The organism is Acinetobacter lactucae, assembly GCF_013344765.1.
GTDB lineage: Bacteria > Pseudomonadota > Gammaproteobacteria > Pseudomonadales > Moraxellaceae > Acinetobacter > Acinetobacter lactucae_A.
The window spans coordinates 1-14,413 of sequence record NZ_JABVBF010000083.1 but is presented as its reverse complement, the minus strand read 5'-3'; the positions used below and the strand labels follow the sequence as shown (position 1 = coordinate 14,413).

At 38.9% G+C, this 14,413-nt stretch carries 14 protein-coding genes; 12 read left to right on the top strand and 2 right to left on the bottom strand.

Annotated features, from left to right (window positions below; genetic code table 11):
* Positions 1-169 precede the first annotated feature (169 nt).
* The 5 genes from filB to filF are packed head-to-tail and all read left to right on the top strand — an operon-like array spanning position 170 to position 7,191.
* Complete coding sequence (gene filB, locus HUN22_RS10020; protein WP_032004351.1) at positions 170-1,003, top strand: putative pilus system C39 family peptidase FilB; 834 nt, start codon at positions 170-172, stop codon at positions 1,001-1,003.
* 45 nt (positions 1,004-1,048) lie between these two features.
* Entirely contained in the window at positions 1,049-2,248 is a 1,200-nt protein-coding gene (filC, locus tag HUN22_RS10015) for a putative pilus system protein FilC (RefSeq protein ID WP_174728690.1), read from the top strand.
* Between the two features lie 12 nt (positions 2,249-2,260).
* Entirely contained in the window at positions 2,261-3,925 is a 1,665-nt protein-coding gene (filD, locus tag HUN22_RS10010; protein WP_174728687.1) for a putative pilus system OmpP1/FadL family transporter FilD, read from the top strand.
* Positions 3,926-3,942: 17 nt separating this feature from the next.
* Positions 3,943-5,178: a putative pilus assembly protein FilE gene (filE, locus tag HUN22_RS10005; RefSeq protein WP_438839288.1), complete on the top strand. Its 1,236-nt coding sequence runs from the start codon at positions 3,943-3,945 to the stop codon at positions 5,176-5,178.
* A 12-nt stretch (positions 5,179-5,190) separates the two neighbouring features.
* Positions 5,191-7,191: a putative pilus system protein FilF gene (gene filF, locus HUN22_RS10000; protein WP_174728681.1), complete on the top strand. Its 2,001-nt coding sequence runs from the start codon at positions 5,191-5,193 to the stop codon at positions 7,189-7,191.
* 54 nt (positions 7,192-7,245) lie between these two features.
* Here filF and HUN22_RS09995 read toward each other — a convergent pair whose 3' ends face one another.
* Entirely contained in the window at positions 7,246-7,794 is a 549-nt protein-coding gene (locus HUN22_RS09995) for an NUDIX hydrolase (RefSeq protein ID WP_057104773.1), read from the bottom strand.
* 114 nt (positions 7,795-7,908) lie between these two features.
* Between HUN22_RS09995 and HUN22_RS09990 the strand changes: the two genes are divergently transcribed.
* The 6 genes from HUN22_RS09990 to fghA all read left to right on the top strand — a co-directional run bounded on the left by HUN22_RS09990 (position 7,909) and on the right by fghA (position 13,089).
* On the top strand, positions 7,909-8,535 hold the full coding sequence (locus tag HUN22_RS09990; protein ID WP_079284346.1) for a CoA pyrophosphatase: 627 nt from the start codon (positions 7,909-7,911) through the stop codon (positions 8,533-8,535).
* Positions 8,536-8,557: 22 nt separating this feature from the next.
* Entirely contained in the window at positions 8,558-9,085 is a 528-nt protein-coding gene (locus tag HUN22_RS09985) for a gamma carbonic anhydrase family protein (protein ID WP_080632626.1), read from the top strand.
* A 135-nt stretch (positions 9,086-9,220) separates the two neighbouring features.
* Positions 9,221-9,886, top strand: coding sequence for a tRNA (adenosine(37)-N6)-threonylcarbamoyltransferase complex dimerization subunit type 1 TsaB (gene tsaB / locus HUN22_RS09980; protein ID WP_174728678.1), 666 nt, complete (start codon positions 9,221-9,223; stop codon positions 9,884-9,886).
* Between the two features lie 9 nt (positions 9,887-9,895).
* On the top strand, positions 9,896-10,687 hold the full coding sequence (locus HUN22_RS09975; protein WP_174728675.1) for a class I SAM-dependent methyltransferase: 792 nt from the start codon (positions 9,896-9,898) through the stop codon (positions 10,685-10,687).
* Positions 10,688-10,823: 136 nt separating this feature from the next.
* The gene (locus tag HUN22_RS09970; RefSeq protein ID WP_151989052.1) at positions 10,824-12,275 is read left to right on the top strand and encodes a C13 family peptidase; all 1,452 of its coding nucleotides are present in this window, start codon (positions 10,824-10,826) and stop codon (positions 12,273-12,275) included.
* Positions 12,244-13,089 (top strand): S-formylglutathione hydrolase, encoded by an 846-nt coding sequence (gene fghA / locus HUN22_RS09965; protein WP_174728672.1) that lies wholly within the window; start codon positions 12,244-12,246, stop codon positions 13,087-13,089. Before HUN22_RS09970 ends, fghA begins: the two co-directional genes overlap by 32 nt.
* On the opposite strand, the gene HUN22_RS09960 is transcribed toward fghA, so the two are convergent.
* On the bottom strand, positions 13,090-13,362 hold the full coding sequence (locus tag HUN22_RS09960; RefSeq protein ID WP_000843452.1) for a DUF2218 domain-containing protein: 273 nt from the start codon (positions 13,360-13,362) through the stop codon (positions 13,090-13,092).
* Between the two features lie 184 nt (positions 13,363-13,546).
* Here HUN22_RS09960 and rpe point away from each other — a divergent pair, with 184 nt between their 5' ends.
* Entirely contained in the window at positions 13,547-14,233 is a 687-nt protein-coding gene (gene rpe / locus HUN22_RS09955; RefSeq protein WP_174728669.1) for a ribulose-phosphate 3-epimerase, read from the top strand.
* Positions 14,234-14,413 lie beyond the last annotated feature (180 nt).

Sequence of the window (14,413 nt, the reverse complement as noted above, 5' to 3'; positions counted from 1 at the left end):
TCACACAAGTCTCTCTATTTTTATAAAACTAAACGTTCATCAAAAAAAATGAAAAAAAGGCTGTTTTTTTCAAAAAAAAAAGGTATCTTCAACACACAGGGATGTAGAGCTTTTGCTCTAAGAATAAAATGAATAAGGCCGGTTAGGCCACCATTTAGAACAAGTGCTTATGTTAGAGATTGCTTTGGGCTCAGCATTGATATATTACTTTGCGACAGAAGCCTTCGAAATAGAAAAAAAGCCACCGGGAACTGTCTATTATACAGAAACCGCCGATTCACGTAATTTGTCTTTTCGCCGTAATCATATTGAACCAGTTCAAATTAAGCCAGCTGTAGAAGACCAGTTTCGAGGCATCGTTCGACAAGCTTATGACTATAGCTGTGGTTCAGCAGCCCTCACTACACTTCTAAATGGTTACGTAGGGACTAGTTTGACTGAACAGCAGACGATGAGTGGTTTGCTACAGTATGGCGAATATCAACGTATTATTGAACGTCGAAGCTTTTCACTACTTGATATGAAGCGCTTTGTAACCGCAATTGGTTTAGAGAGTGGGGGGTATCGTGGAGAATTTTCTGATTTAGTTAATCTTGGGCAACCTGCAATTGTTCCAATTTCTTATGCTGGTTTTAAACATTTTGTCGTATATAAAGCTTATAAAGATGGACGAGTCTATGTTGCTGATCCTGCATTAGGGAATATCAGCTTTGATGAAAATCGTTTTAAAGAGGTTTGGGATAATAATACATTATTTGTTGTTTCTGTTCCTGAATCTCAACGTAAAGACCTATTGGCCTTAAAAGACTCAGATATGCGTCATGTGGAAGATGCAACTGTTAACCGTTATGCCTTTGTGGATGTGCAATATCCAACATTCAATTATGACCGTTTAGCAAATAAAGCATCAACCATGCGCCGGGTACTGGATAAAGACCCAAATTCTGCAACCTATAATCAGCCAATTGAAACGTATATGCGTCTTTACTATAAGCGTAAATAATCAAATATGAATTGAGTAAAATAAATACATTAGGTGGGAAGAAATATGAATAATCGATGGATGAAGATGAGTGTGTTGGCATTAAGTATGAGTGCTATTACGGGTACACTTTATGCAAATGATCAAGTCGCACAAACTGAAGCTGAAGCACAAAACACCACTGTTGTTTCTGAAACGAGTACAGGATCGGTAGTAACATCAGCAACAGATTCAGTTCAAGAAGTGAGTACGCCCCCAACCGCAGATGTTGTCACTACTGAACCTGTGCCTGTTGTACCAGAAAATACTGGAGCTAATCAAGCTGCGACTGCTTTACAGAAAAAAGAAGGGGATGCGACTCAAGAAACAAATTTACAAGAAGTATTTACTTCAAATGAGCGCCAATATTCATTGATTAAAAGAGGCGTATTTTCAGCCTATTACGATCTCGATTATACCTATTATCGCGATACTCGAATTGATTTAGCTTTAGCTGATGATTCATCTCAACTCAACCGTTTACGTATTGAGGAAGATGCGAATCATACTTTGACGAATAGTTTTACTGTTCAATATGGTGTATTGGACAACTTAACATTATCTGCAACAGTTCCGTTCGTTGCTAAGTCTGAAATTGTTCGAGATACAACTGCAGCTGGTTTAGGTGATATTTCTTTAGGGGCACGCTGGGAACCTTTCCCATTAAAGCAAGGTCGTCTGCCATTAGTGTTGTTCGGTAACCTATCAACAAAAACTGGGGATAGCCCTTACGAAATTGGTTTAGATGAGCTTTCAACTGGTAAGGGTTATTACTCTGTTGGAGTGGGAGCAAGTACCCGTAAATATATTGATCCAGTGGTTTTATTTGCCTCGGCATCTGCCAATTATGGATTTAAAGAAACGGGTTTAAATCAGGCACGTGGTGGAGGGGCTAATGGTCCTCGTTATCTAGAGAGTTTTGATCCTGGTATTAGTGGTGGTTTCTCTTTCGGTTTTGCTTACTCATTTAACTATGACGTTTCATTAACAATGTCATATCAACAAAGCTTTAACATGGATGCTGAGTTTCAGTTTAAGAATGGTGAATCCTATCAGTCACCAGACCAAAGTAGTGCGATGTTGTCGTTTGCTTTAGGTGTACGTGTTTCACCTGAAACGATTGTTAATGGCACAGTGGGTATTGGTTTAACCGAAGATGCACCAGATGTTTCGCTTGGTCTGTCTTTCCCGCTAGATTTTATAGGCTTTGGCAAAAAAACAAAATAAGGAGATATGCAGGTGAGATATCCTAAATTATGTCCTTTAACGGCGGCAATTGTGATCTCCGGTTTTTCTAGCTTTGCCAATGCTCAATTAGGACAAAACCTAGCTGTTGATATTCGTTCACTATCAATGGGGAATGCTGTAACTGCAGATCCACCTGGTATTAGTGCAGTTCACTTTAACCCTGCGGCTTTAGCAAAAATTGATGGGTTACAAACTGATGTACAGGGAATTTTAGCGAATTTTGATATTCAACGTGAGTTCTCTGCACCTCCTGGTTATAACGTTTTTGGCTACTCAGATGACCCTCTTGTTTGTAATGATGGCCCAGAAGTTACAGCTAATATTTGTACTGATTTTAAAGGCCCTGTGCGTGGTGATGTTGAATACGCCAGCTTATATGTGCCGATTCTAAAAAAAATGGTTGATTTAGGGGAGGGGTATCCACTCGCTGCTCCTACCGCAGGGATTGCCTATAAACCACCAGGTTCAAAACTGACCTATGCTACTGCAATTTATGCACCTTTAATTGCAGGTTTTGGCGCTGAAAATGGTAACGCTGGAAACTTTATGGGGCAGCAGGTGGCTGTTGAGCGGATTACTTATTTGTCTCCATCTTTTGGTTATCAAGTAAATGACCATTTGTCGATCGGTGCGTCTGTGGGTATGTCTTATAACGCTCTTGCTATGAAAACCGATTTGCGATTTCCCAATGATATGATTGGGGTGTTGCGTATGGTTGATGACGTAGTATGTGGGCCTTTTAAAGATAATAACGATATGATTACTAATCTATTGTTATTTGGCTTATGTAATACTCAAGAAGGGATGGACCCTTTTAAGAAAATGGGATCACTTCAAGTTTCTATGGAGCAGTCTTTAAGCCCAAGCTATAACTTGGGATTAATGTGGGAACCAACGGACGATTTTGGCTTTGGTATGGTTTACCAAAGTGCAGCTAAAATGCGTATGAAAGGGAAATACCTAATTAATAATGCTAAGGCTCCTCAAGAACTAATTAAAGGCTTAAATTCATCAGCTACAGGTCAGGTTTTGGCGGCTATTCTCGGTTTACCAGGAAGTGTACCAAGCTCTGAGTCTGGACTAGCCGCAATGGATCTGGAGTATCCAGCACATTTCCAAGCAGGGATTAAATATAAAATCTTCCCTGATTTGCAAGTTAACTTTGATGTAGGTTGGACTGATTATTCTGCATGGGATAAGTTCAAATTTGAATTTGATCGACAGATTACCTTGCTCAAAGTCGCTAAACTTTTATCAAATGATGTGACAGATGCTTCATTAGGTTTACCTTTAAAGTTTACCTCTCCATGGAGTTGGGGTATTGGTTTAGAGTATTCAGCAACAGATCGTTTGAAGTTACGCGCTGGCTATGAACCTCGTGCTAGTGCTATTCCGAATGATAAGCGTAATACCATGATTCCAATTAATAATGCGCAGTTATTTGGTTTAGGTATTGGTTATCGATTTGATGCAGATACAGATCTGGATCTTTCAGTTGGATTCTTACGTAGTCGCGATAATATTCCAGCAGGGACTAGTACCTTATCTAATAAAACAGGAGTTGATAATATCCTGTTAAACCCTTATGCCGGTTTGGATGTTAAAACCAATACCAAAGTTACAGTACTCGGGTTAAATTATAGAACAAAATGGTAAAATTAAATTGCGAATGGATGTCTCGACCTAGGTTTGCTATTGTGATTTTTTTTGTTGCAATAGCAACTAACTCTGCTGTTTATGCGGATGGTTTCTATACGATTATTGGTCCTGATGGCCGTCCAATGATCGTTCCGAGTAAAAGGGTTGAACAAAATGTTAATCCGTCTAAGGTAGTAACAAATCCAGAGATAAAGGCGACTCGTCCAGAACAGCAGGTATTGCCAGAAACGTCTTTAAAATCAAAAGAATTGCCTAAAGTAATTACAAAATCGTCTAATACTGCACCAACTGCACCAACTGCACCAACTGCACCAACTGCACCAACTGCACCAACTGCACCAGTGCTAATGACAGAAAAATCTAATGACTCAAAACCGGGAAAAATAAGTAAAGAAAAGGCAGAAGTTATTGATCAAAAATCTACTTTAGAAACTAGTAAAGAAAAAACAGTAATAACGGATTCTGCTTCTCAACAAAGGAATGAAGAAAAAGTAAAGTCAAATCCAGATTCATCTTTGTCTAAGCAAGGTATAACTTCATCAGCGACCACATCCCAAAAGGATGAGACGAAGTACACTACTATTGATGGTGTGGAATACGTCAATAATGAATATTTAGAAAATCAAGAGTTTAATCTAGAAGGTAAAAAACGGTTTTATATTATGCCTGATGGGTTAGGCCGAACCGAATCTATTGAGCGCAAAAAAGGTGTTAGTCAGTCTATCCTCGATAATGTATTAAACCGATCACGAGAAGATCAAATTTCCCCTGTTGTATTGGCACCTACATATTTACGACTTTCACAACAAGAATTGGCAAATACTTTTGAAAATGATTTGTGTTTTATTAAAGGTTATAACAAATCAATTAAAAAATTGAGCCAGAATAAAGAAGTTGGGTTATGGCCCAGAAAACCTCTTAAAGAAAAGTTTGAATACGAAGTCGTAAAATTAGATTCTTCTATCAAAAATATACAAGTGGCTTCCTATGCTACAACTAATGATAAGCCTGTATATTATTGGCCACTGGCTGTTTTCTTGGATGAAAAGGGCTGTGTTTTAGAAGGTGCTAGTGGTTTTAAAAGTAAGTCGTATCCTGCGACGATTTTGCAACATGCATCGATTTTAGGTGTTTTACAAGTGCCAGAACGTACGCACTATATTATGTTAACGCCTTTATCTTCGGCCGTGGATATGCCGGATCAAGAACTATCTAATCAGGGACAAATTAAAATTTCAGTATTACGTTAAAAATAAATAGGAATGATGATGAGTAAAAAAATTTTATTACCTTTTGCATTATCCGCATTGGCAATTGTATTAAATGGTTGCGGCGGTGGTGGCTCAACAATTAATGAAGATCCTACACAAGGTGGAGGTGAGATTCCGACCACTAATTTGGATTGTAAAGCAACAGATGAGACATGTCTGAATTTTGAATTAAATTATCCAATAGCAGGATTGAATTTCGACTGTAGTTTATCTCCAAATCAGCGATATATTACTAAATTAGTTGGTAACTCGGTTGGTGGTGCTTGTAGTATCAGCAGTAGTAAATTAGATGAAACAATTACGCTTTATCTACAAGGTACGAATACTCGCAAGATTGCGTTAGGTACTATAAAACTTGATACATTAGGAAAATATGGGACAACACATTTAACAGTTTTGGATATGGCTACCGCATTAACAGGCCAACCTCCTGCTTCAATGAGTAACGCTGATCCAACTATTAAAGTGGCAATGGCTTTAGTTAAGTTATTCCAAAGTATTGGTGTTGAACGTGGCGATAATGTGGTGGGTGATTTACAACCAACACAATTTACTCAAGATAAGAAAAATCTTTTAACGAGTTTGACACAAGATATAACCGCAACGGAATGGAAGAATGGACAATATGTAACTCTTCTAAAACCTTGGTTAGATGTAAGCAAAGTATCTGATGCACAAGCTTATGCACTCGTAGTTCAAGTAACGAATTTGGCAAACGCTGCATTATTCCAAGCAAATGAAGCAACTTACGCGGGTATTGTAGATTCTGCCAGTTCACCGTTACCACTCGGTTTTTATGGCTGTAATCAGGCATTAGCAGATTGCTTTAATAAATCTACCACTAATTTACGTCATATGATGGCTAACATGTTCATGTTGACTGACCGTGAAGGTTATGCAATGGGTTACGGTCTGCAATGGCGCGGTGATGCTACTTTATACAAAGATAAGGACGGGAACGTGACTGGTGTTGCTCCACCAGTTTTATTGTGGACCAAAGCAAAACCAATGCAAATGCTGGTTGCTTCACAACAAAATGGTTGGCTTAACCCAATTTCAAAAGATATTCAATCGACTCAACCATTACGTTTAAGCGTTGATAACAATGCAAATAATGATTTGCAAATCTATCAAGGTAAGTTTATGAACGATTATGCTGTTGCGGGAAGTGAAGGTTTTTATAAACAGCTAACACGCTCGACAACAGGGAATATTCAGCATTATGGTTTATGGCGACAAACAGTAGGCACAGAAAACTATAAGGGTTCACTCGATATTATTAAAGCCAATCCAATTAGTTATCTTGGAAAAGAAATCTTTAAAACAGCAACTAACGTGAGTTCTGGTCAACGTTATGTCTTCCCATTATATGCAACTTTAACATTCAGATTTGATACTACAGGGATAGCTCCAATCGATTTAGGCATTGTTGTTAATGAAAAGGGAGATATTCGTACGGATATTAAACCAAATGCAACTGCAACAGATATGTCTGGTCAATGTGCAACAGTAGCAGACAATAGCTTAATTGATAGTAATGGGGTACAACAATATAGACTTGGTACTACGGGGGGAACAGAGTCATCTGATAATGATAGTTCTATTACTGTTCGTATGATTTTAGCGAATCCACAGCTAGGTAACCTTAATGGGATTTTGATGGGACTTAATTCTGTAGTGAGACAGGATACTGATCCAGACGATAATGTAAACGATTCGATTTCAGTGGGTGGAGCCAAGATTAACCTCTATAACTTATTAGCAGGTCAAAACAGCAGTAATAGTATTAATTTAAGTGATTATGAGAACAAGACTGCGCGTTGGATTAATCTCTATGCTTTTTATCAAGCTGTCTATAATAATATTAAAGATATTAGTCCAGCACCAACTGATGAAGAAAAAGCTCTGGCCCAGCGTCTGTCTGGCACAGTATCAATTAAACTAGCAAATCAGTCTATTCCAGCCTGTAATGCTATTAAGACTAAACCTTAAATAAAAGATAAATAAAAAAGACCGCTTTCGCGGTCTTTTTTATTGTTTAACTGATTAACCTGTATGATCTAAACGAGTCCCCAAAGTTTCCAGATGGGTTGGAAAAACTTGTTTCTTACGATCTTCAAAATAATGTCTTAATGTATGTTCGACACTAGGGAAGGCAAGTTCACCCCATGGAATTTCATGCTCTTCAAATAGACGACTTTCAATGCTTTCTTCACCTGCACCAAAGATGCCATCTTTCAGCTGTGCTTTGAAAAGAACATAAATTTGGCCAATACGAGGAATATTGTACATACAATAAAGTTGTTCTATTTCTATCTCGGCTTCTGCTTCTTCACGAGTTTCACGTGCTGCGCCTTGTTCCATGGTTTCGAACAATTCCATATAACCAGCGGGTAGTGTCCATAAACCATAACGAGGTTCAATTGCTCGACGACAGAGTAATACTTTGTTTTCCCATAACGCTAAGGCACCGCAGATTACTTTGGGGTTTTCATAATGAATATTGCCACAATGAGTACAAACACGGCGTACTTTATGATCACCTAAAGGAATTTTTTGTTCGGTTTTATGCCCACACGCTACACAGAAACTCATAATTATCATCGAGTATAGAGATGCCTCAGCATAACTGAATTTTTAGACTTACGCATCAACTCTATTCCCTAACTTTGATTTTCAGATATGATGCAAAGAGAGACAGAATAATAGGTGAAAGGTATGGAAGAGCACTTGCTAACACAAAAGTTACAGCAAAGATTGCGCTTTTCCACCCGCATACAAGAAGCACAAGCAGCAGTACTGATTGCAATTACGAATGAGAATGATCCTAAGGTACTGCTTACACGCCGTTCAATACATATGAACAACCATGCGGGGGAAGTCTCTTTTCCTGGGGGAAAGCGTGATCCTAGTGATACCAGTAACATTGTTGTAGCGTTAAGAGAAGCTCAGGAAGAGACAGCTTTAAACCCGTTTGATGTGCAGTTGTTAGGTGATTTGCCGATGCAACGTGCAAGAAGTGGCTTGTCTGTAAAACCGATTGTTGGGCTTATTCCTCCTGAGGTCACGTTAATACCTCAGCCTACTGAAATTGATCGAATTTTCTTTGTTCCGTTACAGCAACTTATTGAGACGCGACCGACACCCTATGAAGTTCGATATGCTCATCAGTCTTTATATTTTCCAAGCCTACAGATTGATAATGAAATTATCTGGGGTTTAACTGCTCGTATGTTAGTTGCTCTGTTTAAATATGGATTGGGTTATCAAAAAGATTGGCCTTTTTTACTCAACTCACCAACCTTTGGAATGCCAAAGTTTTCTCATAAAAAATAAAGATCAGGATTGATAAATTATGATGTATAGCTATCAAGGTCAGCACCCAAAAGCCTTACATGAGCCATGGGATGGCTGGGTTGCTCCAACTGCAACGCTTATTGGGCAGGTAGAACTAGGCCGTCAGGTCAGTATTTGGTTTGGTGCTGTAGTGCGTGCTGATAACTGTGTAGTTCGAATTGGTGATTTTTCTAATATTCAAGAAAATTCTGTATTACACACTGATGCTGGACTTGAGTTAAATATTGGTGAATATGTCACGGTCGGTCATAAAGTCATGCTGCATGGTTGTACGATTGGTGATAATAGTTTAATTGGTATGAACGCCGTAATTTTAAATCGGGCTGTGATTGGTAAAAATTGTATTATCGGTGCGAATGCTTTAATTCCTGAAGGGAAGGTGATTCCAGATAATTCAGTGGTGATGGGCTCACCTGGCAAAATTGTCAAAACTTTAGATGAAGATGGCGCTGCAAAAATACGTTTAAGTGCATTGCATTATGCTGAGCACTTTAAGAACTATGCAGATTTAAAAGAATTCCACTTTTAACTCTTTTTTAGAAAAATATTTTTATGCCAAGCACAAGCTTGGCATTTTTATTTAGAAAGAGAACAACTCGCCTATCAGAGCCGAGTGGGGTATCATAACCCTCGTTTTTAATCTGATTTAATACTAAGGTTGTGCATGAAATTGCTGGCGTTGGAAACTGCAAATGAGCAGTGTTCTATTTCATTAGTCGATGAAACCAAAGAACTGTTTTTTCAACTCGATACGCGGGCGAAAGCACAAACCCAGACCATTTTGCCCATGATTGAGCAGGGGCTACAACAAACATGTCTTGAAGTTGCTGGTTTAGATGCAATTGCCTTTAGCCGTGGGCCGGGTTCTTTTAGTGGTGTCCGAATTAATGCAGCTGTGACTCAGGCTTTGGCATGGTCACAAGATTTACCCGTTATTCCCGTTTCGAGTTTACAAGCTTTAGCACAAGCAGCATACCGACTTGAAGGTTTGGAACTGGTGACTGCGGTTCTCGATGCTCGTATGAATGAAGTTTATATTGCAAGTTTTGTTCTAGATGAGCATGGAATTATGCAATGTATTGATGAAGAAAAATTAATGGGCTATGAGCAAGCCGCAGCTTATGCAAAGCATTGCTTAATTGGTTCGGGTGCGAAGCTCCTTCAAGCTGATGCACAACATCAAACAATCACTGCAACAGCACAAGACATTGCTTCTATTGCACGTGTTTATGCAGCACAAAAGCTTTGGGTTGATGCTGAACATGCTTTGCCGGTTTATTTACGTGATGATGCATGGAAAAAAATAGCGGATCAGGGTAAAGCAAAATAAAGGCTAATCATGCACATATACTTTGAAGAAGATTTTCAAGAACAAGCACAGCACTACCAAGCTGTGCTTTGTTCTAGAGGTGTGACTGTCGATTTACAGCCAATCGAAAAGCTGAATGCACGGTTTTTACGCTTCAATCCTGAAATTGCCCTTTGTGTAGATGAAAACGGACTTTGGTTATCTGCGAATGGCATGAAAATGCAACCCGATTGGAAAGCCGAAATTCCGCGTTTAAAGCGTGCAAGTCTTAAATCAGAAATGATTGCCCGTGCTTGTCAGTTAGGTGAAAAACCCATACTTGTTGATGCTACAGCAGGCTTAGGCCATGACAGCTTACTTATGGCTTATCTAGGTGCCCAAATCCAGCTCGTTGAGCGCCATCCGATTTTATTTACTTTACTTGAAGATGCAAAAGCACAAGCTGAGCAAGATAGCTTTTTAAGCCAGTTTATGGATCGGATTCAACTGATCTTTGCTGATTCTGCAAGTTATTTGCAACAGTTACAGCAAACAGCTCAAATGGTTGATGTGGTTTATCTAGATCCGATGTTTCCTCAGCGTGACCAGAATCACCAAGCCATCAAAAAACAAGCTCAAGTCAAAAAACAGATGCAGCTTTTACATCTTCTTTTACCCGAAGATGGTGAAATGGATTTGGGGGATAATTTGCTGGTTTTGGCACAGAAAGTTGCTAAACGTGTAGTCGTTAAACGGCCGCGCCATGCTATTTTCTTGGCAAATCAAGAGCCAGCTCATCAATGGCAAGGAGATGCTTGTCGTTTTGATGCGTATTTTCAGTAGGCTTATGTAAGGTTAGGTTTTATTGCTTGAATAATGCACAAATATATGTGATATAGTTCAAAAGCATGATTGCTAAAATTCTTAGCAGGCATACACTTAAGATGCCTGTCAAAAACGAAATTTTTGAAAACCTTTTATGATTGATCTTAAACCCTCCATTAACTTTTGGCATGATTTTAAAAGCAACCAAATTGCCGGAATGTGGCTGTTTTTGGGGTCAAGACGTTCTTTACAGATTGTACATCCATCTATTCTTCAGCTTATTGTCTGGGGAATTTTAGGGGGATGTACTAACTCTCTTTATAGCTGGCTTGTAGCAGGTCAAATCGGTGATTTCAATTCACAAGGTTTAATTGGTTATGCACTCTGGCCATTCATTGCCTTAATTGTTGGTATTTTCTTATCACAACGAACCAACCAGCCTCGTTTAATGCTAGTTCCTGCTTTACTTTGGCTGGTTCTAGATACAAATATCTTATTAATTCAATGTTTAATTCAATATTTAGGTTCTAACGGTTATCTCAACTTTATTCCCGATGCTATTTATAACGGAATTTTACCGAGCTTATTTGTAGCTTTGTTTGTGTGGCAAAGTTTAGCGGTGATTTGGGTTTTCTCACGCGAACTTAAGTGGCCTTGGTGGGAACGTGCACTGGTTATGGTTGCGACTATTGCGACGATGGTGGTGTGGCAACTTTCTGTAAAAGATCAACCAATTTGGAAGGTGGAAGATTCGGCTCCAACATTTGCTGAAGATGCTTTTTACGCACAAAGTAAACTATTAAATGATTCTTTGGAGCAAGTTCAATATGGTGAGCAGGCAAAAAGTCATTGGTATTTTTTAGGTGTTGCTGGCGATAGTTATCAAGATGTTTTTAAATCGGAAGTGGTCCGTATTAAAGAACAGTTTGATACACGTTTTGGAACAATTGGACGCTCAATGATGCTGGTCAATAATCCAGACACCCGCACAGAAATTCCAATTGCCTCTAAAACCAGTATCGAGTTAGCCCTACGCCGTATGGGGCAGCAAATGAACCGTGATAGCGATGTCTTATTTCTATATATGACTTCACACGGTGAGCAGAATCACTTTGAAATTGAAAATGCACCATTAGATTTAGGGCAAGTAGACCCTAAATGGTTGCGAGAAACACTTGATAAATCTGGTATTCGCTGGCGTGTGATTGTGATCTCAGCCTGTTATTCAGGAAGCTTTATTCCTGCTTTACAGTCTCCTGATACTTTAATTATTACTGCATCTGCTGCTGATAAAACTTCTTTTGGATGTAATAACGAAGCTGACTATACCTATTTCGGTCGAGCTTTCTTTGATTTGGCGATGCGAGAACAATCGTCGATGAAAGACTCATTTAACACAGCTAAGCAAACAGTAACCAAATGGGAAGTGGCTCAAGGTGTTGAACCTTCTGAGCCTCAGTGGATGATTGGTAAAAATATGGAACTTATGCTACCTCAATTGGAAAAGTATCTATTTCCTCAGCAAAATACTGGTAGTGTAGATATTGCTCAAACAAAAACAGAGGCTAAAAACGATGCAACTCCTGCAAAAAAACCGCTGCTTTGAGGGTGAGCAGCGTATATACCAATTTGAATCTTCTTATTTAAAGGGACCAGCGAAGTTTGGTGTTTATTTACCCCCAGCAGCTTTAGAAGGTAAAGCTTGCTCAACTTTGTTTTATCTCGCTGGGTTAACGTGTACTGAAGAAACCTTTGCCATAAAAGCACATGCGCAGCATATGGCAGCACAACTGAGCCTAATATTGATTTCCCCAGACACTTCTCCTCGTGGAGAACAAGTCGCAGCAGGGGATAACTGGGATTTAGGTCAAGGCGCGGGTTTTTATATTAATGCTACACAAGCACCATGGTCTGAGCATTATCAAATGGAAAGTTATTTAATCGAGGAATTATATCCACTCACTTTAAAAAGCTTTCCTGTAAACGCTCAACAAGTTGGTATCTTTGGGCACTCAATGGGTGGCCACGGTGCATTAACTTTAGCGTTTAAATATCCAGAAAATTTTAAGTCGGTATCTGCTTTTGCTCCGATCTGTGCACCAACTGAATGTGCATGGGGCGACAAAGCCTTTAGCAATTATTTAGGTACAGACCGCGATAGTTGGTTGGCTCATGATGCCACAGCTTTAGTATCAAAAAATGGTGCAGTATTTGATGAAATTTTGGTTGATCAGGGATTAGATGACCAATTTTATGAACAACTTCACCCTGAAAAATTTAAGCAAGCATGTTTAAAAGCAGGACAACCTTTAACTTTAAGACAACATGCTGGCTATGATCATGGCTATTACTTTATTCAAACCTTTATGGATGAGCATTTACAGTTTCATGCAATCCAGTTAGAAAAGGCTGGTGACTAATTAGTGTTGCCACTCCACCTGAAATTCTTGTTGAGCCATACGGTTTAGATGATCAAGGACAACTTTTTCTAAGTGGTCGTGGTCATCTAATTGGCTATCAATAGCAACATTTAACTGCTCTGTTTCTGGTGCAAGTGTAATCGTTGCTGTAGGCATTAAAATTTTAAAATCTTGTTCAGTTTCTTGTACTTCGAACTTGTGTTTCCAATGATTAACCAGACGTTTTGCAATGCGTTTTCCATCGTTTGTTAATAGATGAGTTGTGCTTTTCATTATCAATCCTCACATTGGTTTAATGTACCTTAACAAATTCGTTTCGCCTTTAGCATTCTATTGTTGCAACGTTACGTTGCAAGTTTGAAATGTTGTCATTTAAGCAAGGAAGGGCAGGCCAATTAGGTTCTTTTTTGTTATAATTTTCAGCCTCTCCTTAAATTTTTAGCCAGGTCATCCACCTATGTCCAAGCCTTACTTGATTGCTCCTTCTATTTTATCTGCCGATTTTGCTCGTTTAGGCGAAGATGTAGACAAAGTGTTAGCCGCAGGTGCCGATGTAGTACATTTTGATGTGATGGATAATCACTACGTTCCAAATTTAACTTTTGGTGCAGGTGTATGTAAGGCTTTAAAAAATTATGGGGTTACAGCTCCTGTTGATGTGCATCTAATGGTCTCTCCAGTTGATCGAATTATTGGAGACTTTTTGGAAGCGGGTGCAGATATTATTACGTTCCACCCAGAAGCGTCGCACCACATTGATCGTTCATTACAGTTAATTAAGTCAGGTGGTGCTAAAGCTGGTCTAGTCTTTAACCCAGCAACGCCATTGCACTATCTTGATTATGTACTTGATAAAGTTGATCAGATTTTAATTATGAGTGTAAACCCTGGTTTTGGTGGACAAAAGTTCATTCCAATGACTTTAGAAAAATTACGTGAAGCTCGTAAAATCATTGATGCAAGTGGCCGCGATATTCGTTTAGAAGTTGACGGTGGCGTTGGCCCTGCAAATATTCGTGAAATTGCAGAAGCCGGTGCAGATATGTTTGTTGCAGGTTCAGCAATTTTTGGTCAACCAGATTATAAAGTTGTGATTGATCAAATGCGTGCAGAACTTGCAAAAGTAGTTAGTGTCGACGCTTAAAAAAGATATTCATCAGAGAATAAGCTTGTGGATAACTTTGTTTATAACTGTATGGATAACTGTGTTGATAACCGTATGGATAAGATGTTGGTAAAATAAACAAAATTAGATCAACCGTTTATTCTTTAGACAAAAACGATGAAAAAAGAACGCTTTGGCGTTCTTTTTTCATGCATGTTG